The sequence below is a fragment of the Candidatus Kryptobacter tengchongensis genome (assembly GCF_001458555.1).
GTDB classification, from domain to species: Bacteria; Bacteroidota; Ignavibacteria; order Kryptoniales; family Kryptoniaceae; genus Kryptonium; species Kryptonium tengchongense.
In genome coordinates this window covers 1-25,015 of sequence record NZ_CZVH01000019.1, presented here as the reverse complement: position 1 = coordinate 25,015, position 25,015 = coordinate 1, and the positions used below count along the sequence as shown (strand labels likewise).

Here is a 25,015-nt window from a genome sequence, read left to right as displayed (position 1 = left end):
TTTAAGCTTTTGAATCAAACATTTTAAGGTGTGGTAGTTTGTAAGCATTGTTTAAATTTGCCACTTTTTGTCCCAAATTATGACTTTTGACAAACAAAATCTATTTAAAAATTTATTGAAATCTTGGTAAAATTTTAAAAATTTTTTGGCACAATATTTGCGTTTCTTTTATATGAAGACGCACCTAAATGAGCACCTCTAAAAGTACCTTGATTTGAGCACCTTTTCTTGATTTGCTCGTTCTTTAAGATTTCAACGCCCGCCGTAGCACCTCCGTTGGCGATCGGGCGACCCTTTTTAGAGGGCGCTCGGTCGCTTTTTTATTTTTATTCTGACTTTCATGCCATTTCTGGTTTTGTGAAATTTTACCACATCGGAAAAAGCTTTGATGATATAAATTCCCCTCCCCGATTCCTTCAACAGGTTCTCATTAACGGTCGGATCCGGGATAGATTCAGGCTCAAAACCTTCACCCTCATCTTGTACCTCAATCTCAAAACTTTTTTTAAAAGACTTGAACCTAACTTTTACCTTTTTACTTGGTTCAAGTTTATTTCCGTGAACGATGGCATTTATAAACGCTTCACTTGAAGCAAGATAAAGCCTATAAAAATCCTCATCCGAAATTTTATATTTGCCTCTCAACTCATAAAGAAATTTTTCAAACTTCTTGAACGATGAAACATCCGATGGAAAATCAGCGGATTCAAATTTTGGACGGTTTTTTTTCATAAATTAATGTTTAAATTTATATTCAAATTTGGCACATCGCTTGTCTTTTCACCAAATTTTAATCTTTCAATCCAACCATCAAAATTTAACCTAAATTTTTCATTCGTAATCTCTATTACAGATACAGGACCCGATGCGATTATCCTTGAATCTGGAACTTTGTTAAGTTCAATAAATCTAAATCTTCTCTCATCAAAAAAGCGATACCCAATGGAAAATTTTGCACTTTTGTTTAACGAGTAATTTAATTTGAAGTTATATTCGTTCGTCCTTATAAAGATGGTTGGTTTCTCTTTAAATTCTTTCCACTTCAACCTTCCGCTTTCGGAAAAAATAATCTGCAAATTTCCATCAAAACTTAACTTTCCAAAAATTGGAAAAGAAATTGAATCGTTAAGATAAAACTGTCTAAAAACATAACTTTTAACTGTTGAGGCAACCGACTCAAAATCATAAACCGTATAATTTGCAAGCACGGAAAAACTCGCCCTGTTTTTCAAATATCCGCTTTCAAAAATAACCGAAGGAGAAAGTTTTATTATCCTGTTCCAGTTATTATTAATACTTCTTGTCGCAAAAATATAAATAAGATGCTGACTGTTAAGGTCAAGTGGGATCTCCATTTGAACTTCATTTGAAACTTTCAACTTAAAAAAAATTCTAACAATTTGAAGCAATTCATCTCTATCGTCATCGTTAAGATTGCTTGGCGTATCATATCTAAAAAGGGAAACGTAAAACATACTTCCAACTGTTAATCTTTTTGAGATATCAAACGAAATTTCTCCATTTATGATCCTTCTTAAACTCTTATTGTTCTTCTGCTCTTCGTTTTGTTTTATTCTTAAAAATAAGGTTTCGGTTGTAAGCTCATGCTTTTGCGGGGAATGAATCTCATTTCGCTCCGAATAGCCGATTTCAAACCTCGTCTTTAACCTTTCCGTTTCATAAGATAATCCAGCGCCTGCGTTCAGGGTAAATTCACTAATCTTTGAATCGTAAAGTGAGGATGTTTTATATCGTATAATTTTCCCTATGTTTCTGTTGCTCAAAACAAAATTTAAATTTAAAATTAACCTGTCCAGCAATGGATAACCCAAAGACATAGATCCAGACATCGTTTTTTCATCTCTTCCTTCAATGTTAAAATTAATGTTATAAATTTTTCGCAAATTCGTATCAGCGTAAAAATAAAAATCACGCCTCACATGTTTGGCAAGAAATTCAACTTTACTCTCAACATTAGGTGTAAACATTCGCCATATTGTTAAATTCAACGCAGACAAGACATTTTTTCTTGGATTTATAAAGTCCTCATAATGGTTTAGATTTGCCTTAAAATGGTAGTCTGAAAAAATAAAATCAGATGTATCGGAAGAAATTTTGTAAACCCAACCCTTGTCCCTCTGACCCATCTGATAATCAATTTTGTATCCACCAAGAAAGTGAAAGCCAAATTTTGAAGATGCTTGAAACTTTACACCAGATAAAAGTTCGCTTGATGATGCCCTGCTTAAACCAGCGAGTTTATCATCAACGAATGAAATTGAGTTAAACAAAAATGCAGCTTTAAACCGTTGGGAGATATATTTGTAAAAGCCAAATTTAAAATCGTTGTCATCTCGTATAAATTTTCTATCAGTTTTTATCACCATCTCTGAAAACTTTTCATAAATGTAAAGATCAAACGAATTCTTTAAGATGTGAAAATTAAATAGCCCATTCCAGTAAAAGTTTGATAGTTCACGGGTGATTTTAAATTGAAGAAAGTTTTGCGATGATAAAGACGATGTGAAAAATGTAAAAGTTATTATTTTAAGAAAGAACCTTTTCAACTATTGTTATTGTTTTTCTCTTTGTATCAATTTTTATTCTTGCTCCAATTGGCAGAGTGATTTTCTGAGGAATGTGTCCATAACTTAAATTGGACAGGATAGGGATTCCAAGATTTTTAAAATAATCCTGAAAGATTTGCTCAAGTGTTAGACTTTTTTCAGGTTCCTTTGCGACACAATCTGTAAATTGCCCAAGTATACAGCCTTTAATTTTGTTAAGTATTCCAGAATTTTTCAATTGCGAAAGATACCTGTCAATTCTATATGGTTCTTCACCGATATCTTCAATCACAAGAATTGAATTGTTAAAATCCGGTTGAAATTTAGTTCCAATTATTGACGCAATCAAAGAAAGGTTTCCACCGAGCAATGTTCCTGCAGCTTTCCCGTGATTTAAAACTTGGATATCTTGATCAATTGGATTTTTTATCTCAATTTTGCTTGATTTTGATGTCAAAATCCGCCAGAAAAATTCCTCAGCGTAAGCATCAAAATTTGAATAAATATCAACTGCGAGCATCGGACCAGAGAAAGTTATCAAGCCAGTTTTTTTAAAGATGGCAAATTGAAGCGCTGTTATATCGCTGTAGCCGACGAAAATTTTAGGGTTTTTTCTTATAGCAATGTAATTAACCTTATCAAGTATTCTCGGCGTGCCGTAGCCACCTCTTACACAAATTATCGCACGAACTTGCGGATCCAAAAACATCTCATTCAAATCCCTTGCCCTTTCATCGTCCCCAGCCGAAAGATAACCACTTCGCCCATAAATGTACTTACCTGGTTTTACTCTATAACCTAAACTTTCAAGATATGCTATACCTTTATCTATCCTTGAAAAATCATCTGGCGAACTTGCCGGGGAAATGATTCCAATTACATCTCCTTTCCTTAAAGCTGGTGGTTTTAATCTTCTCAAGTTAACTTTGAAAATTTTGTTTAGAAAGTTATTAATAAGCGAAGAGATTATGGTATCGTCCTGCCTTGCAATGTTAAAAATTTATTTATCTTGACCGTCCTTTGGTAATTCTATGACTTCAATTTTCACAAGAGCTGTACCATCGTTTATAAAACCAAGTTGTTTAGCTGCCTCATACGAAACATCAATAATTCTATTCTTTTTGAAAGGACCTCTGTCATTTATCCGCACGATTACACTTTTATTATTTGCAAGGTTTGTAACCTTAACAAGTGTTCCTATCGGTAGAGTTGGATGAGCTGCTGTGAGAGCGTTCATATCATAAGTTTCCCCACTTGTTGTGGGTCTACCGTGAAACTCCACGCCGTAGTATGATGCAACACCGACTTGAACTTTTTCGGAGTTTTTAAAGGATGTATCCTGAGTTGAATAACGAACAGCGCTCGTGCATGAATTAAACACGAATGCGGAAATTATCCCTAAAATTTTTAAAGACCTCATAAATACTTATCTAAATTTTTTCGTTTGAGAAAATTAACAACATTTCTGACATCCTGGGCTCTGTCACGTTTACAAATCAGGATGGCATCTTCTGTACTCACAACTATCAAGTCTTCAACACCAATCATTGCAATAAGAGTTCTATTCCCTTCAACTAAACAATTTTTGACATCAATTAAAATCACATTTTCTGAATTTGAAGCAATGTAATTCCCATCCTTATCCTTCGGCGCAAGGTTATAAACTTCTTCCCAACTTCCAACATCGCTCCACCCAAAACTTGCTTTTATTACATAAGCACGATCTGTCTTCTCCATAACTCCGTAATCAATTGAAATTGCTCTCATCTTCCCATATGATTGTTCAAGCACCGTTTTAAAATCATCTCTCCCAATTGCCTCATCAATTTTCATAAGTTCTTCATAAATATCTGGTAAATGCGTTTTAATTTCGTCAAGTATCACATCAACTCTCCATATAAACATACCGCTGTTCCAAAGAAAATCTCCGCTATCAAGGAATTTTTGGGCTGTTTCAAGATCAGGTTTTTCAGCAAACGTTTTCACTTTATAAACTCCCTTTTTTGACATCTCACTTTCATCGTCCTCAATGAATTGAATATAACCATATCCAGTAGATGGATAAGTTGGTTGAATCCCTATGGTTATCAATCCCATAGTTTCATATGCAGATTCAATTCCAATTTTTAATGTGTTAAGAAATTTTTCAACATCGGTTATCAAGTGATCCGAAGGCAATACGACCATAACTGCATCGGGTTGATGCCTTTTTATAAACAAACTTGCAAGACCAATGCATGGTGCTGTGTTTTTGGAAAGTGGCTCAAGAATTATATTTTGGATTGGGAATTTTGGAAGAACTTGGACAAGTTCCGCAGTTTGATTCTTGTTTGAAACGATAAGTATATTTTCCTCCGGGATCAATGGGTTGATTCGCTCTATCGTTTGCTCAATTAAAGATTTTGAGGAAAGAATGTTTAAAAATTGTTTTGGTTTTCTGGCTCTGCTTTTAGGCCAAAACCTTGAACCAACTCCACCAGCCATTATCACTGCGAATGCTTTTGATGCCATGAGTTTGACCCTTTTGTTTTTAATCCCTTAAATAAATCCTTGGAACCCTTGCTGAAACATTACAGCAAATCTCGTAAGGTATTGTCCCAAGCAATTTCGCAAGTTCCCAAGCGGTTAAAGTTCCACTCCCGAATAAAATTACATCATCACCAACCTTTATTTCTGTGCTCAACCCCACATCTACCATGATTTGATCCATTGTCACAGTTCCAACAACCGGGAAAATTTTATCATTTATCTGAACCTTTCCAAGATTTGTAAGCGAGCGTCTATAACCATCCGCATATCCAATCGGTATAGTTACAATCCTCGTTTTCCCACTCGCAATAAATTTTCTCCCATAACTTATGCTTGTTCCAGGTTCAATTTCCTTTATAAAGGCAACTTTTGATTTTAAAGTCATAACAGGTTTAAGTTCAATCTTATTCAAAACCTCAAGCGATGGATGATAGCCGTAAAGCATAATTCCGGGTCTAACCATATCAAGATATGTCTCTGGCATATCAAGTATTGCTCCGGAATTTGCGCAATGCTTCAATTGAAATTCAATTCCAGCAAATTTAAGTTCCTTAATTAAATTAATGAATCTTTCAAACTGATCATAAGCAAAAGTTTTATCCTTTTCGTCCGATGTGGCAAAGTGTGTGTAAATTCCCTCAATGTAAAGATTTTTAAACTCGTTATAAATTCTTCTCACAAATTCAAATGCACTTTTATAATTTACGCCAATCCTTCCCATTCCCGTGTCAATTTTAATATGACATTTTACCTTCTTACCAAATTTTTCACATAGTGAATTGAATTTCTCTGCTTCATGAAGTGAGGTTATCGTTGCTGTTAAATCATACTTGATAAAAAGCTCCATTTGATGCTCAAATGCTGGGGTGAAGACAAGGATTGGTATGTTAATCCCATTTTTCCTTAATTCAACTCCTTCTTCTGGAATTGCAACCGCAAGATAATCAGCGCCAAGCGAAACAGCGGATTTTGATATTTCAACAGCCCCATGTCCATAGGCATTTGCTTTGACAACCGCCATTATCTTTGTTCCCCCACCGACAAGCTTTTTAACTTGGTTAAAATTAAACTCAAATGCGGAAAGATTAATCTCCGCCCTTGTCGGTCGCATCATTGTCTCCAAATTTTTTATAGAAGAAAACGACCGAAATCACCTAAATTAAAACTATACTAAAATTTCAAAGCCTCATAAAGGATAAACTCTTACAATTTGGATCTTCTCAATGAATAAACTTGGTAAAAATATATGCGGAATAATTGAAATTTTCAAAAAGTTAAAAATAAAAAACCCCGAACAAAAAAGTTCGGGGTCAGCAACCAAGTTAAGCGGGGAGGTGCTGTAATTAAGGGGCTCTGGATTATCTATTCATTTTCAAATGCTCGTAAATCTTTTCTGCAACCTTGTCAATTACATCATCAGAGTTATAAAAGCCTGCGTCAACCCTTTTCCTTATTTCTTCAATTTTCTCAATTCTTGTTAATTTATAAAGTTCCTTTGCCTCGCCCGAAATTTCAATTTTATCTTTTTTATCTCCCAACTTCTGCGCTCCTTTCCCGCTGTTTTCTTCAGGTAACGGTATTTTCCCACTTATTTCATTTATTTTCATTTTTCACCTCAAATAATTTAAAATTTTCCTGCGCTCAATGAGCTTTATTAATTCCTCCGAAATCTCTTTCATCTTTTCTCTTATATTATCGGCATTTTCAGCCTCAATCTTTAGCACTTCATCAAAAATTGTTTTAATTTCAGACTTTACCTGCTGGAAATTCGGAATTTCATTTTTTATTCCTTTAAGTTCGTTTAAAAGTTCAGCCAACCTCTCAATTTTTTGCTCACGCTGTGAAAGATAATCGGGTAACCTTTCAAATTCTTCTTTTAAAACCATCTCACGAATTAAAAGCGTTATCTTTAAAATCTCCCGAAGCTCATCAAAAATCAACTGCAAAAGTTGAGTATTTGAGCTAAATCCTTTCATTGATTATCAATCCAAGTAATTCACTTATCCTTCTTGAAATCCTTAAAAGTTCTTCGGGCGGGATCTGGCGAATTATTTCGTTTGTTTCAACATCAACAATCTTCAAAATCGTTTTCTTCGTTTCCTCGTCAATTTCAAAAGCAACTTTCGTGTTGAAAATTTGAATAAACTTATTTAACTCTTTTATTATATTTTCAATCTCTTCAACTGATACCTCACGCTTCGTTTCCTTGTCACCTTTTTCATTAATGACTGTCTTCGCTTCCCTAAATTCAGCCATGTTTTGATTGACTGGTTGTGGCGTTGATATGTCTTTTATCTCTTGTATCATGGCATAAGAATTTGTGTTAATTGCTGAATCATTGTTTGTTGCCTTGTAAAAGCGTAGTAAAGAGATTGAAGTTGCGCAAATTGTTTTCGCAAAGCCTCCGCCCTTTGATCTATCAAGCTATTTAAAGACTTTATCCTCTCATCAAGCTGTTTTATTTGTTCTTTTCCAGAATTAACTCGCTGGTCAATTACTCCGCCGATTTGAACAAATGGATTTATAAACTCCTTCAATTTAACGGCAATTCCATCAGATGAATTGAAAAGCGATTCAACTTGTGAGACATCTGTTGAAATTAACCTGTCAAGTTTTGCGCCATCAGAGATTGATAGTGTTCCATCTTGGTTTGTTTTTATCCCGATGTCACTTAAAAATCTTAAAGCACCTGTTGAAACTTGACCGCTTACTTTAAGTCTTAAATCAGTTTTCAACCTCATGAGCGTATAATCACCGCTAAAGATAGAGCGCACCCCATCAGATGTCGTTTTTGTTTTATCGTTTATGAACTTAACCAAATCGTTGTAGGCTTTGATAAAGGAATCAATTGCCTCCCTAACTTTTACCGCATCATTTTTAATTGTAATTGATACGGGAGTGTCTCCAGCATTTTGAGATTTTTTCAGTTCAATTGCAACGCCAGAGATGGCATCATTTATTTTATTTGAACTCCGAACTATTGTTATCCCATCAACGATAATTTCCGCATCAAGCAAGTTAACATCACTATAGAGATATCCACCCGATGTATCCGTTGAGGAAATTCTATTTGAAACCACATTTGAATCAAGCCCGATATTTGCGAGCAAAGTTCCAGAAATGTCAGAAAGAGTAATAGCATACTGACTCCCCGTGTTCTTGCTTTTTATAACAAGCCGTGTGGTTGAACTTGTATCATTTATAACGCTTGCACTTGCGTCAGAAGTTGAAGAATTTATAGCGGTGGCAATTTTATTTAAAATTGTTTTATTTGTATCTCCACTTGAAATTGAGATGTTTAAATCGGTTGAAGTGCCATTTATTGTAAGTCTTATTGTTTTCGTTCCAGTTCCTTCTGTTGTCAAAATTTCCATTCCATCGCTTGAAAACTTTGAAGAGATGACTGTTTCTTCTTTGGCAAGTCGTTGAACAAAAACTGTATGATTTGCAGGAGTTGCAGATGATTCAACGCTGACTGATAAAACTGTTTGATCTGAGATATCGGCAGTTTTAACCTGAAATTTTGAGTTTGCCCCTACGATTGATAAATCTTTTACCGCTAAAAAAAGCGAGTTTAACTTTGTTTTCAACTCAAGAAATGTTGAATTTTTCGTTTGAATTAAATTTTTCTGCGTTTCAACTGGCTTAATAAGTTTATTGCCTTCCGCCTGTTTAAACATCTGTATCAAGTTATCAATCGGATTAATGACACTACTTGCGTTAAGATAAAAAGACATTTTTACCTCCTATTTTAAGTTGAAAGCCTTTGCCCAAGCATCACGAAGTTCTTTCAAAATCTCAACCGCATTATCAAAATTCCCACGCCTTATCTCATATTGACAGTAGTGGTAAAGTTTAAATAAACTCAAAGCAATTTCTTTATAATCAAAGTTAAGCGAGGCAATAAGTTCAGTTATTGCTTTATTCGCTCTTTCTGCGTCTTTTCTTTTACAGCTTATGATGGCAACATCGTAAATTTTTAGAATGAGTTCAACGGGTGAAAGGTTTAGAATTTCATTCTCTATGTATTTCTCTTGCATTTTGCTTAAAAGTTTATATTTGTTGTGCTATTTTTAAACATGATGGGGGTTGCCAAGTGTGGCAACCCCCGAGGTTAAGTGTCTATCGTCCCAGCGTCATCATCTCCATTGATTATCTAAACAATGCAAGCACTCCTTGTGGAGCAGCGTTATCTTGAGCAAGTTGAGCGGTTGCTGTTTGCTGGAGTATCAAAAGTTTGGCGACCTCAACTTGTTCTTTGGCAATATCGGCATCAAAGATTCTGCTTGCTGCTGCTTCCGTGTTTGTCATTGAAACAATCAAATTCGCCTCTTTCACATCAAGACGATTGACAAGTGAACCAACATATTGCAACTGTTGGGTTACTGTTCTGATAGCGTTATCAACTGTTGTGATAAACGAACTTGTCAAATCGCTTGTTACAACTGCTGAAGATTTAATAAGCGTGCTATCAACAGTTATATCAAATTTAACTGTAAGCGTATCACCGCTATCGCTACCAATTTGGAAGGCTCTTCCAGTAACCCAAGCACCACCGCCAGCACCATTAAGCAATTGCATGCCGTTGAACTTAGTTTGTCTAACAATATCATCAATCTCACTCATATAATCATTGATCTGCGTCGCGATTGCCTGCAATTCATCATTGCTTAAACCACCGTTTACAGCCCTTGTCACTTGCTCTTTAATTGAGACAAGCAAATCGTTGATCTTTTGCAATCCGCCTTCCGCTATTGAGAGAACATTTTTGGCATCACCGACATTGTTGATTGCCTGAGCAAGCCCACGACTTCTTGCTTGTAATTTCTTGGCAATCGTGTAACCAGAAGGGTCATCGGAAACAGAATTGATTTTTTTGCCTGTCGCAAGGCGGAGTTGATGAACGCCGAGCTCACGATTGATGTCGTTAAGAGCATTATAAGCGTTCATCGCTGCGATGTTGGTGTTGATGCGTGTTCCCTGTGAGAATGCCATGGCTAATAACCTCCTTGTTTTTGTTTGTTTTAAATTTCCCAAGGCATCCTTGCCTTGGTGTTTTTTCACATCTATTTATCGGATGACATCGCAAATTACTTTAATTTCAGCATTAAAGACTTGAAAAAAATATTCCGATAAAAAAGAAAAAAGAGATAAAAATATGAAATCTCGCAGATGCTGGTGCGGAGGAATTTTAAAACCATGTGCTCACCCTTCATATTACGAGTGTCAAAATTGCAAAACTTTTATCGTAAAAGATATTCCATCAAGGCAAAAACTTGAAAATTTCTATACCTTTGATGGATATTGGAACGATTATGTGACAAATAAATTTGGTTATCCATCTATCCAAGAAAGAGCCGAAGTAGATTTCAGGGATAGAATTCCAATTTGGTTTAAAATTCTTAAAATATTTAAACGAAACACAGAATCATTATTAGAAATTGGCTGTGCTCACGGGGGATTTCTATACTTCTGCAAAGAAAATGGAGTCAAAAATGTTGTGGGCATTGAAGTAGATAAAAAAACATGTGAATTTGCCAAAAACAAGTTTAATCTTAAAGAAATTATCCCGGGTTTATTTCCTGATGTTGATCTACCGATTGAAAAATTTGATGTTGTTGCTGGTTTTGATGTCCTTGAACATTTCACAGACCCACTCAAAGCGTTAAAACATGTTGCAAAAATTTTAAATGAGGATGGAATTTGTATCTTTCAAACACCAAATTATAAGGGTGAGGGGGAAAAATGGCTCCATTTTAAACCTGAAGAACACCTATTTCTCTTCAATGAGCAAAATATATATTTACTCTTTGACAGAGCTGGGCTTGATATCATTGAAATTCTGCCAGGAATTATAAGAGAGGATATGATTGTAATAGCAAAGCGTAAAATAAATGTAGATGATATAGAGTTAAAGCCTACAGATTATAAATCCTCATTTAAAAATTCAATTAAGCCATTAAAAAATGGAATTGGTTTGGTTGAACATATGGGAGATATCATCGCATGTGAGCCAGTTTCACGATATTTAAGAGCAAAATATCCTGATGCACATATTACTTGGTGTGTCAGAGAGGAATATGAAGAATTGATTAACCCTAATCCATATATAGATGAAACCCTTGTTGTAAATTGCTTAACCGAATGGATTGAACTTAAAAGGAGTAGTATTTTTGACAAAGTGGTTGACCTTCACATTCACGGTAGAATCTGCCCTACTTGCGATATCCCACTTAATAACATCAATGGGAAAGTTATAGTGACGGCGGAAAATTATTATTTTCTTGGCAGTTTACTTTCCGCTTTCTCTCGCTCGGCTGGGTTGCCATCTATTGATGGAAAACCAAGGGTGTATATAACTAAACAAGCAAAAGATAAAGTTGATTCATTAAACTTGCCTCTGAAATATATTGTCTTTCATTGCTCTTCAAATGAGAAATCAAGAGATTGGATTGATAAAAATTGGGTTAAACTTGCAGAGCATATTTTAAAAAAACATAAGCTCTCTATAGTAGAAGTTGGAACTGAGTCTATACTTCAAAAATATAACTTCAATGATTTTATAAACTTATGTGGCAAAACAACAATACTTGAAACAGCTGAGGTTATCCGTCGCTCATTGCTATTTATAGGTGTTGATAGCGGACCAGCTCATATTGCAAATGCTGTTGAGACACCTGGAGTAGTATTACTTGGACATTACCGAAATTTCAAAAGATACATGCCATTTACTGGAGATTACGCAAATGGAGCAAATGTAAAATTAATATATAATGATTTCGGACCCGCATCAGGAATCCCTGTTGGGGAAGTTATAAATGCAGTTGATGAATTTATAAGCAATTTTGAAGAAGGGGGTGTGAAAGTAGATAAGAATGTAGAAATTGAAACGGAATTTGATGAAGTAAAGAAAGAAAAAAGGGCAAAGGTTATTGCCTTTTTCCTCCCACAATTTCATCCAATTCCAGAGAATGACAAGTGGTGGGGAAAGGGGTTTACCGAATGGAGGATGGTAGCAACATCAAAACCTCTTTTCCCAGGGCATTATCAACCTCGCATTCCAGCTGATACTGGATTTTATGACTTGAGAGTTCCTGAAACAAGAGAAATGCAAGCAGAGCTTGCAAGAGAATATGGAATAGACGCATTTTGTTACTGGCATTACTGGTTCAATGGAAAATTATTACTTGAAAGACCATTGATTGAAATTTTAGAATCAGGTAAACCTGATTTCCCATTCTGCCTCGCTTGGGCAAACGAAAACTGGACGAGAAGATGGGATGGACTTGATAACGAAATCATCATGAAGCAAACCTACGGCGGGATAATGGATCATGTTGAACATTTTAACTGGTTGCTTAAATTTTTTAAAGATGAAAGATATTTTAAAATTGAGGGTAAACCGGCTTTCTTGATATATCGTCCGGGGCAGATTCCTGATCTTAAAGATATGATTAAGCTTTGGAGGCGACTTGCGAAAGATAATGGGTTTGATTTATTTTTAATTTCAATAAAATGTTCAGCAGATAACGTATCAAATTGGAGAGGAACTGGATTTGATGGTGAGCTCATATTTCAGCCATTCTTTAGTATTATTATAAATTTCCAAGTAATTAAAAAAGGGCTTTCGCTAGATAAAATTAGCTTTATATTTGATTACACTGAGACTGTCAATTTAATGTCGGATGTAAACGAAGAGTTTATGAAGCAATCAAATAATGTATTCGCATGCGTTACCCCAGGATGGGACAACACTGCAAGAAGGAAACGATTTAAACCTTTTATTCTGACAAATCCATCACCTGAAATATTTGAGAAATGGTTAAGGGTTGAGATAGAGAGAATTCAAAATAGAAAACCAGAGCATAGAATTGTTTTCATAAACGCATGGAACGAATGGGGCGAGGGCAACTATCTTGAACCAGATTTGAAGTTCGGACATAGTTATCTTGAAGCTATAAAAAGAGCAGTGTATGATGACAATAGACCCAAAAATTGGAAAGGCAGAAAATTTTTCTCACTTGATGCTGAATCTGAATTTACAACTGAGTCTTTGCTTCAATTTGCAAGGACGATGTATTCTGAAAATAACTTAATTCTTTCAGAAAGATATTTTTATCTCGCTCTAAGATATGCGATAAAAGAAATTTCAAGGGCTTATCACAATATCAGGGTATTAAATTGGTTAGGGAAAGATAATGAAGCTAAGACAGGAATTCGGAATCTCAACTTACTTCAATCTCTTCTCTCACAAATCCACAACGATATTGCGATATTGAAATATAATTCCAATGATATTAACTCAGCGATTTCCCATCTTAAAGAATCAACTTACCATGATAGAAATAACATAACAGCTTGGAAAAACCTTGCTGATATATTTATTGAGAGAGGGGAACTTGAGCAAGCGCTCTCATCCTATCGCGAGATTTTAAAAATAATGCCTGATGATGTTGAAACACTTCTAAATATAGCGGACATTTGCTTAGAATTGGGCGACGGTCAAAACGCTGAATTTTTCTATAAAAAAGTTCTTGAGGTAGACCCTAAAAATGAAAGAGCTAAATTTAGAATAATTCAGCTAAACAACGCAAAACGAAATTACCTTCCTCTTGTTTCAATAATCATCCCTGTTTTCAATCAAGTTAAGCACACAAAGCTTGCAATTGAGAGCATTCAAAAATTTACAAATGTATCGTATGAAATCATCGTTGTTGACAATGCATCAACAGATGAAACAAAAGATTATTTGTCATCGCTTAGCGCAACTATTGGTGAAGTTGTTAAGGTCATAACTAATCCACAAAATTATGGATTTCCAAAAGCTGTAAATCAAGGGATTGCTTTATCAAGGGGGGAATATATTGTTGTTTTAAATAATGATGTCATAGTTACAGATAAATGGATTGAACGCTTAATCGCTCACACTATTGATGATCCCACAATTGGCATAGTGGCTCCGATGAGCAATTATGTTAGTGGCTTGCAAAAACTTGATGGTGCTGAAAAATTTTACCTGAAAGGAGAAAAAGTAGATGAAATTTCACTTTTAAAATTTTCGGAGGACTTATATCAAAAAAACAAAGGACAAAAGCTTATATTTCCAAGAGTTGCAGGGTTATGCATGCTTATAAAACGAAAAGTGATTGAAATAATTGGAGGCTTTGATGAGAGATTTTCACCAGGAAACTTTGAGGATGATGATTTCTGTCTTAGAACAGTCCTCGCAGGATTTAAAATAGCAATTGCCAAAGATGTTTTCATACATCATTTTGGCTCAAAAAGCTTTAATGCAAATGGAAGGGAAAAATATATCCATATTCTTAAACAAAATGAAAAAATCTTCGTTGAAAAATGGGGAGCACCCCCAACTGAAATTTTTCTCGGGAAAAAGAAACCTAAACATAACGAAATTTTTATCCCATTGACAACAAACGAGAAAAACCAAAATGCCGAGACTTTCACTCTGTATGATCGTTAAAAACGAAGAAAGTTTTCTCCCCGGATGTCTTGAAAGCGTAAAAGATGTCGTTGATGAAATAATACTCGTTGACACTGGTTCAACGGATAAAACAGTTGAAATTGCTCGCTCTTATGGTGCAAAAGTCTTCTTCCTTGAATGGAAAAATGACTTTTCCATTGCGAGAAATGAATCAATAAAGCATGCAACTGGTGATTGGATCCTTGTGCTTGACGCTGATGAAAGATTAAACCCAGGACAAAAAGAAAAAATTAGAAAATACCTCAATCTAAGCTTTGACGGTTTATATGTTAGGATTTTGAATACAGATAAAGATGGGAAAACCTCCATAGCAGAATACCCGAGATTATTCAGAAAGAAGAGCGGAGTTAAATTTGAGAGAAAAATTCACGAACAAATTTCACCTTCAATTTTAAAAGTTGGCGGGAAATTCGCGAAAACAGATATAACAATTACACACCTTGGGTATGCTCAAGATGATGAAACTATGCGAAAAAAATATGAACGAAATCTTCAAATTTTGCTTGAAGAATTTCAAGAAAATCCAAACGACGCATATACCTGCTATCATATCGGCATAACAAAAATTTTAATGCAAGAAAAAGAGGAAGGGATTAAATTTTTGGAAAAAGCGATCTCAATACCTAAAGAAATCTCAAATCTTGGCGATTCTCTTCGGGCGCAAATATACAACATACTTGGAAGATACGAGATACAAATAGGAAACATTTCGCAAGCGCTTGAATATTTTGTTAAATCCTCAAAACTTGCCCCAGTTCAAGTAAGTTCATATTATCAGGCTGGGCTTGTTTATATGAGAAAATCAAACTTTACACTTGCGAAAAACTTTTTTGAAAAAGCGCTAAAAAACCTACATTCTGTTTTAAGAGGTAAAACACTTGACATCGCATTTGAAAACCTTTTTGAGCCAGAAGAAATCAACTTTAAACTGGGAATCTGCTACTTTAAAGAGGGAAATCTTAATAAAGTGAAAGAACATCTTCTCAAATTTATATCAAGCGAACAACTTTACACAGAATTTATTGATTTTCTCGTTGAAGAATATAAAAACGGAAACAAAAATGCCATTCAACTTATAAGATATATCTCGGGGGTAAAACCATCTTTTTATATTTTCAAAGTTCTCTCAGGTATTTCACAGGTTGAGGGAGATCTGGAGATGGCTGTTAACAATTTGAAACTGGCGCTTCAATTCAAAGATGATGATGAGATAAGATATAACCTTGGGGTATGTCTTGCTGGATTAAGTAAGTTTAATGAGGCGATTGATGTTCTGAAATGGTTTGGGACTCGCGAGGATTCACGCTTTTTTTATGATGCGATCAAGCTTCTTGCGCTTTTATATCTTGGTGCAGGTGAGTTTCAAAATGCTCTTTCATGCTACGAGCTGATGCTTAAACATAACCCAACGGATGAGTTGATAAAGGCAAGGATAAATTCAATTGCCCACAAATTAACCATCCCAAGTTAGAAAACGAAATTAGTGGCGGGGATTTGCGTTTTTCAATGTGGGTTTATTAAATTAATATCACAAAGCTTGGGCGCTTAGCTCAGTTGGTCAAGAGCGCTACCTTCACACGGTAGAGGTCGCAGGTTCGAATCCTGCAGCGCCCACCAATTCCCTTCTTAACCCCTTCCCGAATATGTTTTTCCAGCGAGTTTGATTAAAGGATTAATTTTATTAAATTATTTTGAAAACTAAAATGGAACAAGATGAGTGTTGCTGAGATCCTGAGACAAGCGCGTGAGGGTCGGAATTTAACCCTTAAAGACATCTCAAAAAAAACAAGGATAAGCGAAAAATTTCTTGAAAAAATTGAAAATGGGGTTTATGATTTCGCTCCTGAGCCGTATGTTAGAGCTTTTATTAGAAGTTATGCAAGGGTTGTGGGTCTAAATCCAAATGAAGTTATAAAAGAGTTTGAAAACGAAATCGCCTCGCTTAAACCTGTAACTGAAAAAAAAGAAAGTGCCCGAATCCAGTTTGATTTCTCTTCCTTTCTCTCCGAAAATGTTCTCTGGATAATCGGTGCATTTGTTTTGATACTTGTTGTCGTTTTTATCTTCGTCGGGGTTGATAAAGAAGAAAAGAAACCCATTGAGAAAAAAAGTTTTGAAACAGCAGTTGAAGAAATTTCAAAAATTGGGCAAGTCCAAAATAACATAAAACAAACAACATCTGAAATTGATAGCCTTGATTTGAGAATAATTTCAACCGATTCTGTATGGTTTAATGTTATAATTGATAGTGCTCAGGTTAAGGAATTCCTTATGCCACCGAATTCAAGTTTAACTTTAAAAGCTAAGAATAATTTTAATTTCACGATTGGAAATGCCGGTGGAATAAAATTTATACTCAATGGATATGAACTTGAACCGGTTGGGAAAAAGGGAGCAGTCGTGAGAAATTATGTTATTGACAGAGAAAAACTTAAATCTGCTTCAATTCAAAGGTAAATTAAAAAAATTTGAATCACCGAACTATGAGGCAGATTGATCCGAAAATTATTGAGAGGATTGAACAGTTGAGGAAAGAAATAAGAGAGCATGATTACAGATATTATGTTCTCGCAGAACCTATAATTTCTGATTTTGAATATGACATGTTAATGAGAGAATTGATTGAGCTTGAAAAGCAGTATCCAGAGCTTGTCACTCCCGATTCGCCAACGCAAAGAGTTGGTGGGCAACCGACAAAGGAGTTTCCAACCGTTACACATCCAAGCCCAATGTTAAGTCTAAATAACGCTTTCACAATTGAAGAGATAAAAGATTTTGATAGAAGAGTTGCTGAACTTCTTGAGGGGGAAAAATATAAATATGTCGCTGAGTTAAAATTTGATGGTGTTGCTGTGAGATTAAAATATGAAAACGGGATTCTTGTCCTCGGGGCAACACGTGGTGATGGGGTTCAAGGAGATGATATAACAAACAATATAAAAACAATTCGTTCAATCCCTTTGAGATTAATAAACCCTGATGAAAAGTTCTTAAACATTGAGGTTCGTGGTGAGGTTTATATGAACAAAACCGATTTTGAAAAATTAAATGAAGAAAGGGAACGCCTTGGAGAAAGAATTTTTGCAAACCCAAGAAATGCAACCGCTGGAACTTTGAAGCTTCAAGACCCAAAGCTTGTCGCGCAGAGACCATTGAGATTCTTCGCATATTATCTCCTGGCTGAAGATGTTGAACTTGAAAGTCACTATGAAAATTTGCAAATACTGAAACGCCTTGGTTTCCCTGTTTGTGAACACATCAAACTTTGCGAAAACATAGATGAGGTGATTGATTTCTGGAGATATTGGGAAGATCATAGAGATGAATTGCCTTATGAAATTGACGGGATTGTTGTCAAAGTTGATTCAATTCGCCAGCAGGAAATCCTCGGGGCAATTGCAAAAAGCCCAAGGTGGGCGATTGCCTTTAAGTTCACACCAAGGCAAGCACAGACAAAACTCCTTGGAATTACCTTACAAGTTGGAAGGGTTGGAACAATAACCCCAGTTGCTGAACTCCAACCTGTTCCACTTGGCGGTGTAATTATAACGAGAGCAACTCTTCACAATGAGGATTATATCAAAGAAAAAGATATAAGAGTTGGTGATACCGTAATAGTTGAGCGAAGCGGCGAGGTAATTCCGAAAATAGTTGGCGTTGTTCTTGAAAAGCGTCCACCTGAAGCAGTTCCATTTGAGTTTCCTAAAACATGTCCCGTTTGTGGAGGACCCATTGAAAGACCTGCTGGGGAGGCAAATTACTACTGCGAAAATCCAGAATGTCCAGCACAAGTAAGAGCAAGAATTGAACATTTCGCCTCAAGAGGGGCAATGGATATAGAAGGGCTTGGTGAAGCAATCGTTGATAAACTTGTTACACTTGGCTTCTTGAAAAACTATGCCGATATTTACGAACTTCACAAACATAAACCAAAACTTGTAAAGATTGAAGGTTTCGGTGAAAAAAGCGTTCAAAATTTGTTAAACTCAATTGAGAATAGCAAAAAACAACCGTTTCATCGCGTTCTTTACGCACTTGGTATAAGGTATGTTGGCTCTGAAACTGCGAAACTTCTTGCAGATGCTTTCGGCTCAATTGATAAACTTATGAAGGCAACGCCATCGCAGATAGAATCAGTTTATGGCATTGGACCAAGGATAGCTGAGAGCGTCTATAAATTCTTCCACGACCAGAGAAACCTTGAATTGATAGAAAAATTAAGAACCGCTGGATTAAATTTTGAAATTAAACCGGAGGAAAAAGCAAAGAAAAAACTCGCCGGAAAAACATTTGTCTTCACAGGGACATTGAAAAACTTTACTCGTGAAGAGGCAAAGGAGAAAGTTGAGGAACTCGGGGGAAAAGTGAGCAACAGCGTGAGCAAAAAAACTGATTATGTCGTCGTTGGTGAAAATCCCGGTTCAAAATACGACAAAGCAAGGCAACTTGGAGTTAAGATAATAACTGAGGAAGAATTCCTTGAACTCATTAAATAAAAATGGAGGGAAAAATGCGTAAAACTTTATTTTTAGTTTTAGTTGGGGTAGTGAGTAATTTTTTGTTCTCTCAAACTTTGCCTGGAAAATTTGGTTTTGGCGCTGATGTTGGTGTTTCAATTTTTCAAGGTCAATCAAAGCCAGATGTTCAACCAATCGGAAATGCAAAGGTGAGATTGGGCGTTTTTGATTTCTTATCAATTGCTGGAAAATTCTCCGGAGGATGGGTTGGATTTAGAGATAAAAATACAAATGTAAAAAACTGGAGCACAGTGATAGCTGGTGAATTGCAAGGTGAGTTCCACATTGTCCCAAGAAGTAAATCTGATCCTTACTTTTTCGTCTCCGGTGGAATAATTCATTATCAACCCAATAAAAGCGATTATATGGGCAGGAATACACCGACAGCTGGATTTGGTCTCGGGCTAAATATGTATGTAAAACATTTCATATCCATTGACTTCTCAGCTTCATATAACCTTACTACAAGAGGTGACCTTGATGGAAATCCATCCACAAAAGATAAAGATGGGTTCATTGCTTTAAAGCTTGGACTCTCATATTACTTCTATGACAAAGAGTATATTCGCCAGGCATTTATACGAGGAAGAAGATCAAAATGATGAATTCATAAATGAAGAATCTGTTTCAAAAAATTATAATCGCTTTTGCAAAATTAAGAAGCGGTGTCAGAGGGAAAAAAATTGTTAATTTCACGCAGGCATTCCAAAGGGCAAGATATATAGCCGTGATAATGCCAAGAGAAAAAGAGCAATTCATGATTGCTTATGAGATGTTAAAGAACATCCCAGGAAGATACAACATAACGGTTATAGCCACATCGGATTTTAAAGAATACTTCACAATTAAGAAATATCGCTTCATTGAGGTCACAGAGGATAGCATTTCAATTTTTGGTCTTCCGAAGAAAAATTTTATTAAAAAGATCGTTCTATTCAGATATGACATTGCAATTGATATGAGTTTTAATTTTGACCTTTTCAACGCATGGCTTTGTCAGGAGCTTAACGCTGGAGTTAAAATTGGTTTCAAACGAGACAATGCCGATTTGTTCTATAACTTTCAACTTGCGATAAGCAGGAATACAGATTTAAAATCAGCTTATTCAGGTATGATTGGTTCGTTAAGCATATTTTAACAAAAATTTTGCTTTATGAACTTTGAAATATCAAAACCATCCAAAGATACAATAGTCTTTAAACTCCGAGAAAAAAAACTTGATATGACGATCTCGCCAGAACTGAAAGCAGAGTTTCTCGCTCTATGCCAAAGCGGTGTGAGAAGATTGATAATTGACCTGTCTCAAGTTGAATATTGTGATAGTTCTGGTCTGAGTTCACTTTTACTTTGTGAGAGGAGAATGAGGGAGAACAATGGGGAGACAATTCTCGTTGGTGTTGGAGATAAGGTTTTAAATTTATTAAAAATCGTTAAACTTGACTCACTTTTCCAGATTTACCCCACAGTTGAAGAAGCCATCTTCTCAAAAACAAAAAAGTAAACCTCATGAACTTCGGTTTAATTGATTGGTTAATCATAGTTCTTTACCTTTTCGGTGTCCTTATTTTTGGAATAATTTCCGGGGGAAAACAAAGAAGCACGGTTGATTATTTTCTTGGTGCAAGGCAAGTGCCATGGCTTGCTGTTTGTTTTGCCGTTGTAGCAACGGAAACAAGCGCATTAACATTTTTAAGCATACCCGGGGTTGCATATGCAACAAATCTAAATTTCCTTCAGCTTACATTTGGCTATATTCTTGGCAGAATTATTGTGAGTTTTCTTCTTTTACCTGCTTATTATCGGGGTGAGCTTGCAACTGCGTATCAATTCCTCGGCTTAAGGTTCGGGCGAAAGGTGAGAAACTTTGCCTCTATTGTATTTATGCTAACACGACTTGCTGCTGATGGTGTAAGGCTTTTCACAACAGCAATACCGCTTGCTATAATTCTGAAAAATTCAGAACAATTCGCCAATTGGTCAGATGCTCAAATCTATGTAAGTTCAATTGCCATAGTTTCCCTCGTTACCTTTCTTTACACATTCATCGGAGGCGTTAGAGCAGTTATATGGATGGATGTTGTGCAGATGTTCATTTATATAGGTGGAGCTATCGCAGCTATTGTTGTTCTGGCAGGTAAAATTGACGGTGGAATCTTGCATGTGTTAAATTTTTCAGTGGATAAATTTAAAATCATAAACTGGGGTTTTGATAAACCATTGAAAGAGTTCTTCTCTCAACCATATACTTTATTTGCGAGCTTAATAGGTGGTGCATTTCTTTCAATGGCTTCTCATGGGGCTGATCAACTCATAGTTCAACGACTTCTTACAACTAACTCATTAAAAAACAGTCAAAAGGCGTTAATTACCACAGGTTTTATAGTTGCGTTTCAATTTTTCATGTTTTTATTCATCGGGTTGATGCTTTACACTTTTTATAACGGTGAAAACATGAATCCAAATGAGGTCTTCGCTGATTTTATAGTGAAATATATGCCTTCTGGGATTTCGGGATTAATAATTGCTGGGCTTTTTGCAGCTGCTATGTCAACTCTTGCGGGCTCAATGAGTTCACTTGCTTCTTCTGCAATGATTGATATTTATAAACCATATTTCGGGAAAAATACGGATGAAAGAAAAGAGTTGATCGTTTCAAGGATCATAACAGCAATATGGGCGTTTCTTCTCGTTGGATCAGCGATTTTTTTCATGAAAACAGAAAAAACAGTTGTTGAACTTGCCTTAAGCATTGCATCATTTACATACGGTGGATTGCTTGGGACATTTCTTCTTGGAGTTTTGTTCAAAAAAATTGATGAAACAAGTGCACTCGTTGGATTTATCTCTGGGATTGTTGTCATGGTTTATGTTATTTTAAACACAAAAATAGCTTGGACATGGCACACGCTTATAGGAGCTGGAACAACAATAATCACCGGGAATATATTCCAAGCACTGAAAGAAATGCAGAAAGGTTGAATTTTGAGAGTTTAAATTTTTAAATTTATTAAAAATTAACCGAGGTGATGATTCAATAAGATTGAAAAAGTCAACTAAAATAGATTGACAAAGCAAAAATAAAAAGGAGGGAAAAATGCAACTGCCACGTTTTAAAAATGAGCCGTTTACTGATTTTTCCAAACCCGAAAATAGGAAAAAAATGGAAAAAGCTCTCGCAAAAGTTGAGAGCGAACTCGGGAGAGAATACGATATCATAATTGGCGGAGAAAAAATCAAGACAAAAGAAAAATTTTATTCCTATAATCCGTCTAAAAAAGATCAAGTTGTTGGGGTTCTCCAAAAAGGAGACGCAGAGCTTGCAAACAGGGCAATTGAAGTAGCAAATGAAGCCTTCAAAGAGTGGAGCATGACAAAGCCAGAATATAGAGTTAAAATTATGTTAAAAGCTGCACAGATATTGAGAAGGAGAAAATTTGAATTTGCTGCATGGCAAGTTTTTGAGGTTGGCAAGAACTGGGCTGAAGCAGATGCTGATGTGGCAGAAGCGATTGATTACCTTGAATATTACAGCAGATGGATGCTTCATTACGCAAAGGGAGCTCCTGTGGTAAAATATCCAGGGGAAAAAAATGAGATGGTTTATATTCCGCTCGGGGCTGGAGCTGTGATACCACCATGGAATTTCCCACTCGCCATTTTACTTGGAATGACAGTTGGAGCTCTCGTAACTGGGAATACAGTTGTGTTAAAACCTTCAAGTGATTCACCAGTTATAGGGGCAAAATTTTACGAATTGATGAAAGAAGCTGGTCTCCCAGATGGAGTTTTAAACTTCATCACAGGACCGGGCTCAAGCGTTGGCGATACGTTAGTTGCACATCCAAAGACAAGATTTGTCGCCTTTACAGGCTCAAAAGAAGTTGGAATTCATATTTATGAACTTGCATCAAAAGTTCAACCTGGGCAAAAATGGCTTAAGCGTGTAATTGCTGAAATGGGCGGAAAGGACGCTATAGTCGTTGATGATGAAGCAGATCTTGACGCAGCTGCTAAAGGAGTTGTGGTTTCAGCATTTGGTTATCAAGGTCAAAAATGTTCAGCTTGTTCAAGAGCGATCGTAGTTGAAAGCGTTTATGATAAATTCATTGAGAAACTTATTTCTGAAACAGAAAAACTTGAAATTGGACCTGCAAAAGATAATTATCCTGTTGGACCCGTAATAAATGCTGCAGCTCAACAAAAAATTCTCTCCTACATTGAGATTGGAAAATCTGAAGGAAAGCTATTAACAGGTGGGGAAGCAGTTCGGCAAGATGAAGGTTATTATATTAAACCGACAATTTTCGCCGATGTTGATCCAAAAGCGAGAATTGCCCAAGAAGAAATTTTTGGTCCGGTTCTTGCTGTTATAAAAGCAAAGGATTTTGATCATGCCATTGAAATTGCAAATGATACAGAATACGGTTTAACTGGATCTGTTTATACAAAAAATAGAAAGAAGATTGAGAAAGCGAAAAAACTTTTCCATGTTGGAAATCTTTATATTAATCGCAAATGCACGGGCGCAATAGTTGGCGTGCATCCATTTGGTGGTTTCAATATGAGCGGAACAGATTCAAAAGCCGGTGGACCTGACTATCTGTTGCTATTCCTGCAAGGTAAGGCGATATCTGAAAAAATTAAATAGTTTCCGGAGGGCATTTTATGAGCATTCCATTTAGTTTGTATGAGAAACTTGAAAGAAAATTTGGAAGGGATGAAGCTGTTGAAATAACGAAGATGATAGAAGACTTTATCACAGAAATGAGACAAAAAGCTGAAACGATAGGGATTGAGAAAAAACTTGAACTCAAAGATGAGTTAACAAAAGAGCTTGCAAGCAAGGCGGATATTATGCTTTCAAGGGTTGAACTTGAAGGGAAAATTGAAACAGTAAGAGCCGAGCTTGAAAGCAAAATTGAAAAGGTAAAAACCGAGCTTGAAAGCAAAATTGAAAAAGTAAGAACTGAACTTGAAAGCAAAATTGAAGCAGTGAGAACTGAACTTGAAGGAAAAATTGAAAAGGTAAAAACCGAGCTTGAAAGCAAAATTGAAAAGGTAAGAACCGAACTTGAAAGCAAAATTGAAGCAGTGAGAACCGAACTTGAAGGAAAAATTGAAAACACAAGAATTGAGCTTGAAAAGAAAATTGAAATTGTAAGGGCTGAATTACAAACTACAAGGGCGGAGTTAAAATCGGAAATTGAGAGATTAAACCTTAAGCTGAATCTTTTAATAGTTCTCGTTATTATCGCTTTAACTCTTATGAATCCCGTAGTTGCGGAGATAGTTAAAAAGTGGTTTGGAATTCACTAAAACAAATAAAGCACACAAAATGAAAATACACGAATATCAAGCGAAAGAAATTTTGAAAAAATTTGGCGTCGCTGTACCCAAAGGTCGTGTTGCTTTCACACCTGAAGAAGCCGTTAAAGTAGCAAAGGAAATCGGTGGAGATGTGTGGGTAGTCAAAGCTCAAATTCACGCAGGTGGAAGGGGCAAAGCTGGAGGAATAAAACTTGCAAGAAGTTATGATGAAGTTTATGAATACGCAAAAAATATGCTCGGCGCAAAGCTTGTCACATATCAAACTGGACCTGAAGGAAAAATAGTTAAAAAAGTTCTCGTTGAGCAAGGCTTGAGCATTCAAAAAGAGCTTTATGTTGGGATAACGCTTGACAGAAGCACATCAAGAAATGTTGTCATGGTTTCAAGCGAAGGTGGTGTTGAAATTGAACAAATTGCAGCAGAAAGCCCTGAAAAAATTTTAAAGGAATATGTTGACCCTAAAGTTGGATTTATGCCTTATCAAGCAAGACGTCTTGCCTTTGGACTTGGACTTGAGGGTGAAGCATTTAAAAATGCTGTCAAGTTCCTTCTTGCACTTTACAAAGCATATG

23 protein-coding genes and 1 tRNA gene are annotated in these 25,015 nt (G+C 35.9%); 12 read left to right on the top strand and 12 right to left on the bottom strand.

Going from position 1 to position 25,015, the window contains the following annotated elements; all coding sequences use genetic code 11:
* Positions 1–297 precede the first annotated feature (297 nt).
* From AT685_RS01410 to AT685_RS01355, 12 genes are all read right to left on the bottom strand, one after another.
* Positions 298–732, bottom strand: a complete 435-nt coding sequence (locus AT685_RS01410; protein ID WP_072150841.1) for an ATP-binding protein — start codon at positions 730–732, stop codon at positions 298–300.
* Positions 729–2,567 (bottom strand): hypothetical protein, encoded by a 1,839-nt coding sequence (locus AT685_RS01405; RefSeq protein WP_072151240.1) that lies wholly within the window; start codon positions 2,565–2,567, stop codon positions 729–731. Before AT685_RS01405 ends, AT685_RS01410 begins: the two co-directional genes overlap by 4 nt.
* Positions 2,548–3,486 carry a S66 peptidase family protein gene (locus AT685_RS01400; RefSeq protein ID WP_072150843.1) on the bottom strand — a complete coding sequence of 313 codons (939 nt, stop codon included), beginning with the start codon at positions 3,484–3,486 and terminating at the stop codon, positions 2,548–2,550. Before AT685_RS01400 ends, AT685_RS01405 begins: the two co-directional genes overlap by 20 nt.
* Positions 3,487–3,567: 81 nt before the next feature.
* Positions 3,568–3,987: a septal ring lytic transglycosylase RlpA family protein gene (locus tag AT685_RS08525; protein ID WP_072150844.1), complete on the bottom strand. Its 420-nt coding sequence runs from the start codon at positions 3,985–3,987 to the stop codon at positions 3,568–3,570.
* Positions 3,984–5,078 (bottom strand): mannose-1-phosphate guanylyltransferase, encoded by a 1,095-nt coding sequence (locus AT685_RS01390; protein ID WP_072150845.1) that lies wholly within the window; start codon positions 5,076–5,078, stop codon positions 3,984–3,986. The genes AT685_RS08525 and AT685_RS01390 overlap by 4 nt, the downstream gene beginning before the upstream one ends.
* Before the next feature lie 19 nt (positions 5,079–5,097).
* Positions 5,098–6,210 carry an alanine racemase gene (gene alr, locus AT685_RS01385; RefSeq protein ID WP_072151239.1) on the bottom strand — a complete coding sequence of 371 codons (1,113 nt, stop codon included), beginning with the start codon at positions 6,208–6,210 and terminating at the stop codon, positions 5,098–5,100.
* Positions 6,211–6,454: 244 nt separating this feature from the next.
* Entirely contained in the window at positions 6,455–6,703 is a 249-nt protein-coding gene (locus AT685_RS01380; RefSeq protein WP_072150763.1) for a flagellar biosynthesis anti-sigma factor FlgM, read from the bottom strand.
* 3 nt (positions 6,704–6,706) lie between these two features.
* Entirely contained in the window at positions 6,707–7,072 is a 366-nt protein-coding gene (locus AT685_RS01375; protein WP_072151238.1) for a hypothetical protein, read from the bottom strand.
* A complete protein-coding gene (locus AT685_RS01370; protein WP_072151237.1) occupies positions 7,059–7,403 on the bottom strand; it encodes a flagellar protein FlaG in 345 nt (114 codons plus the stop codon). Before AT685_RS01370 ends, AT685_RS01375 begins: the two co-directional genes overlap by 14 nt.
* Complete coding sequence (gene fliD, locus AT685_RS01365; RefSeq protein ID WP_072151236.1) at positions 7,400–8,833, bottom strand: flagellar filament capping protein FliD; 1,434 nt, start codon at positions 8,831–8,833, stop codon at positions 7,400–7,402. Before fliD ends, AT685_RS01370 begins: the two co-directional genes overlap by 4 nt.
* A gap of 9 nt (positions 8,834–8,842) precedes the next feature.
* Positions 8,843–9,136 carry a flagellar export chaperone FliS gene (locus tag AT685_RS01360; protein WP_072151235.1) on the bottom strand — a complete coding sequence of 98 codons (294 nt, stop codon included), beginning with the start codon at positions 9,134–9,136 and terminating at the stop codon, positions 8,843–8,845.
* Positions 9,137–9,248: 112 nt separating this feature from the next.
* Positions 9,249–10,091: a flagellin gene (locus AT685_RS01355; protein WP_072151234.1), complete on the bottom strand. Its 843-nt coding sequence runs from the start codon at positions 10,089–10,091 to the stop codon at positions 9,249–9,251.
* Between the two features lie 163 nt (positions 10,092–10,254).
* Between AT685_RS01355 and AT685_RS01350 the strand changes: the two genes are divergently transcribed.
* The 12 genes from AT685_RS01350 to AT685_RS01295 all read left to right on the top strand — a co-directional run.
* Entirely contained in the window at positions 10,255–14,577 is a 4,323-nt protein-coding gene (locus AT685_RS01350; RefSeq protein ID WP_072151233.1) for a glycoside hydrolase family 99-like domain-containing protein, read from the top strand.
* The gene (locus AT685_RS01345) at positions 14,546–16,069 is read left to right on the top strand and encodes a glycosyltransferase family 2 protein (protein ID WP_072151232.1); all 1,524 of its coding nucleotides are present in this window, start codon (positions 14,546–14,548) and stop codon (positions 16,067–16,069) included. Before AT685_RS01350 ends, AT685_RS01345 begins: the two co-directional genes overlap by 32 nt.
* A 68-nt stretch (positions 16,070–16,137) precedes the next feature.
* Positions 16,138–16,215: transfer RNA gene (locus AT685_RS01340), tRNA-Val, on the top strand.
* A 96-nt stretch (positions 16,216–16,311) separates the two neighbouring features.
* Positions 16,312–17,055 (top strand): helix-turn-helix domain-containing protein, encoded by a 744-nt coding sequence (locus tag AT685_RS01335; protein WP_072151231.1) that lies wholly within the window; start codon positions 16,312–16,314, stop codon positions 17,053–17,055.
* A gap of 35 nt (positions 17,056–17,090) precedes the next feature.
* Positions 17,091–19,094, top strand: coding sequence for an NAD-dependent DNA ligase LigA (gene ligA, locus AT685_RS01330; protein WP_072150817.1), 2,004 nt, complete (start codon positions 17,091–17,093; stop codon positions 19,092–19,094).
* A 14-nt stretch (positions 19,095–19,108) separates the two neighbouring features.
* A complete protein-coding gene (locus AT685_RS01325; RefSeq protein WP_072212946.1) occupies positions 19,109–19,717 on the top strand; it encodes a hypothetical protein in 609 nt (202 codons plus the stop codon).
* Positions 19,718–19,728: 11 nt separating this feature from the next.
* Positions 19,729–20,253, top strand: coding sequence for a DUF6913 domain-containing protein (locus tag AT685_RS01320; RefSeq protein WP_072150815.1), 525 nt, complete (start codon positions 19,729–19,731; stop codon positions 20,251–20,253).
* A gap of 15 nt (positions 20,254–20,268) precedes the next feature.
* Complete coding sequence (locus AT685_RS01315) at positions 20,269–20,616, top strand: STAS domain-containing protein (protein WP_072150814.1); 348 nt, start codon at positions 20,269–20,271, stop codon at positions 20,614–20,616.
* Positions 20,617–20,621: 5 nt separating this feature from the next.
* Complete coding sequence (locus AT685_RS01310) at positions 20,622–22,094, top strand: sodium:solute symporter (RefSeq protein WP_072150813.1); 1,473 nt, start codon at positions 20,622–20,624, stop codon at positions 22,092–22,094.
* Between the two features lie 115 nt (positions 22,095–22,209).
* On the top strand, positions 22,210–23,763 hold the full coding sequence (gene pruA, locus AT685_RS01305) for an L-glutamate gamma-semialdehyde dehydrogenase (protein ID WP_072151229.1): 1,554 nt from the start codon (positions 22,210–22,212) through the stop codon (positions 23,761–23,763).
* Positions 23,764–23,780: 17 nt separating this feature from the next.
* Positions 23,781–24,431 carry a hypothetical protein gene (locus tag AT685_RS01300; protein ID WP_072151228.1) on the top strand — a complete coding sequence of 217 codons (651 nt, stop codon included), beginning with the start codon at positions 23,781–23,783 and terminating at the stop codon, positions 24,429–24,431.
* A 19-nt stretch (positions 24,432–24,450) separates the two neighbouring features.
* On the top strand, positions 24,451–25,015 hold a 565-nt coding region (locus tag AT685_RS01295), incomplete at its 3' end, for an ATP-grasp domain-containing protein (RefSeq protein WP_200741650.1).

What these genes read in the sequence shown, in the direction of transcription:
- AT685_RS01410 (WP_072150841.1), bottom strand. Translation starts at nt 732, where the DNA reads ATGAAAAAAAACCGTCCAAAATTTGAATCCGCTGATTTTCCATCGGAT.
- AT685_RS08525 (WP_072150844.1), bottom strand. Translation starts at nt 3,987, where the DNA reads ATGAGGTCTTTAAAAATTTTAGGGATAATTTCCGCATTCGTGTTTAAT.
- AT685_RS01390 (WP_072150845.1), bottom strand. Translation starts at nt 5,078, where the DNA reads ATGGCATCAAAAGCATTCGCAGTGATAATGGCTGGTGGAGTTGGTTCA.
- alr (WP_072151239.1), bottom strand. Translation starts at nt 6,210, where the DNA reads ATGATGCGACCGACAAGGGCGGAGATTAATCTTTCCGCATTTGAGTTT.
- AT685_RS01380 (WP_072150763.1), bottom strand. Translation starts at nt 6,703, where the DNA reads ATGAAAATAAATGAAATAAGTGGGAAAATACCGTTACCTGAAGAAAAC.
- AT685_RS01375 (WP_072151238.1), bottom strand. Translation starts at nt 7,072, where the DNA reads ATGAAAGGATTTAGCTCAAATACTCAACTTTTGCAGTTGATTTTTGAT.
- AT685_RS01370 (WP_072151237.1), bottom strand. Translation starts at nt 7,403, where the DNA reads ATGATACAAGAGATAAAAGACATATCAACGCCACAACCAGTCAATCAA.
- fliD (WP_072151236.1), bottom strand. Translation starts at nt 8,833, where the DNA reads ATGTCTTTTTATCTTAACGCAAGTAGTGTCATTAATCCGATTGATAAC.
- AT685_RS01360 (WP_072151235.1), bottom strand. Translation starts at nt 9,136, where the DNA reads ATGCAAGAGAAATACATAGAGAATGAAATTCTAAACCTTTCACCCGTT.
- AT685_RS01355 (WP_072151234.1), bottom strand. Translation starts at nt 10,091, where the DNA reads ATGGCATTCTCACAGGGAACACGCATCAACACCAACATCGCAGCGATG.
- AT685_RS01350 (WP_072151233.1), top strand. Translation starts at nt 10,255, where the DNA reads ATGAAATCTCGCAGATGCTGGTGCGGAGGAATTTTAAAACCATGTGCT.
- AT685_RS01345 (WP_072151232.1), top strand. Translation starts at nt 14,546, where the DNA reads ATGCCGAGACTTTCACTCTGTATGATCGTTAAAAACGAAGAAAGTTTT.
- AT685_RS01335 (WP_072151231.1), top strand. Translation starts at nt 16,312, where the DNA reads ATGAGTGTTGCTGAGATCCTGAGACAAGCGCGTGAGGGTCGGAATTTA.
- AT685_RS01325 (WP_072212946.1), top strand. Translation starts at nt 19,109, where the DNA reads ATGCGTAAAACTTTATTTTTAGTTTTAGTTGGGGTAGTGAGTAATTTT.
- AT685_RS01320 (WP_072150815.1), top strand. Translation starts at nt 19,729, where the DNA reads ATGAAGAATCTGTTTCAAAAAATTATAATCGCTTTTGCAAAATTAAGA.
- AT685_RS01315 (WP_072150814.1), top strand. Translation starts at nt 20,269, where the DNA reads ATGAACTTTGAAATATCAAAACCATCCAAAGATACAATAGTCTTTAAA.
- AT685_RS01310 (WP_072150813.1), top strand. Translation starts at nt 20,622, where the DNA reads ATGAACTTCGGTTTAATTGATTGGTTAATCATAGTTCTTTACCTTTTC.
- pruA (WP_072151229.1), top strand. Translation starts at nt 22,210, where the DNA reads ATGCAACTGCCACGTTTTAAAAATGAGCCGTTTACTGATTTTTCCAAA.
- AT685_RS01300 (WP_072151228.1), top strand. Translation starts at nt 23,781, where the DNA reads ATGAGCATTCCATTTAGTTTGTATGAGAAACTTGAAAGAAAATTTGGA.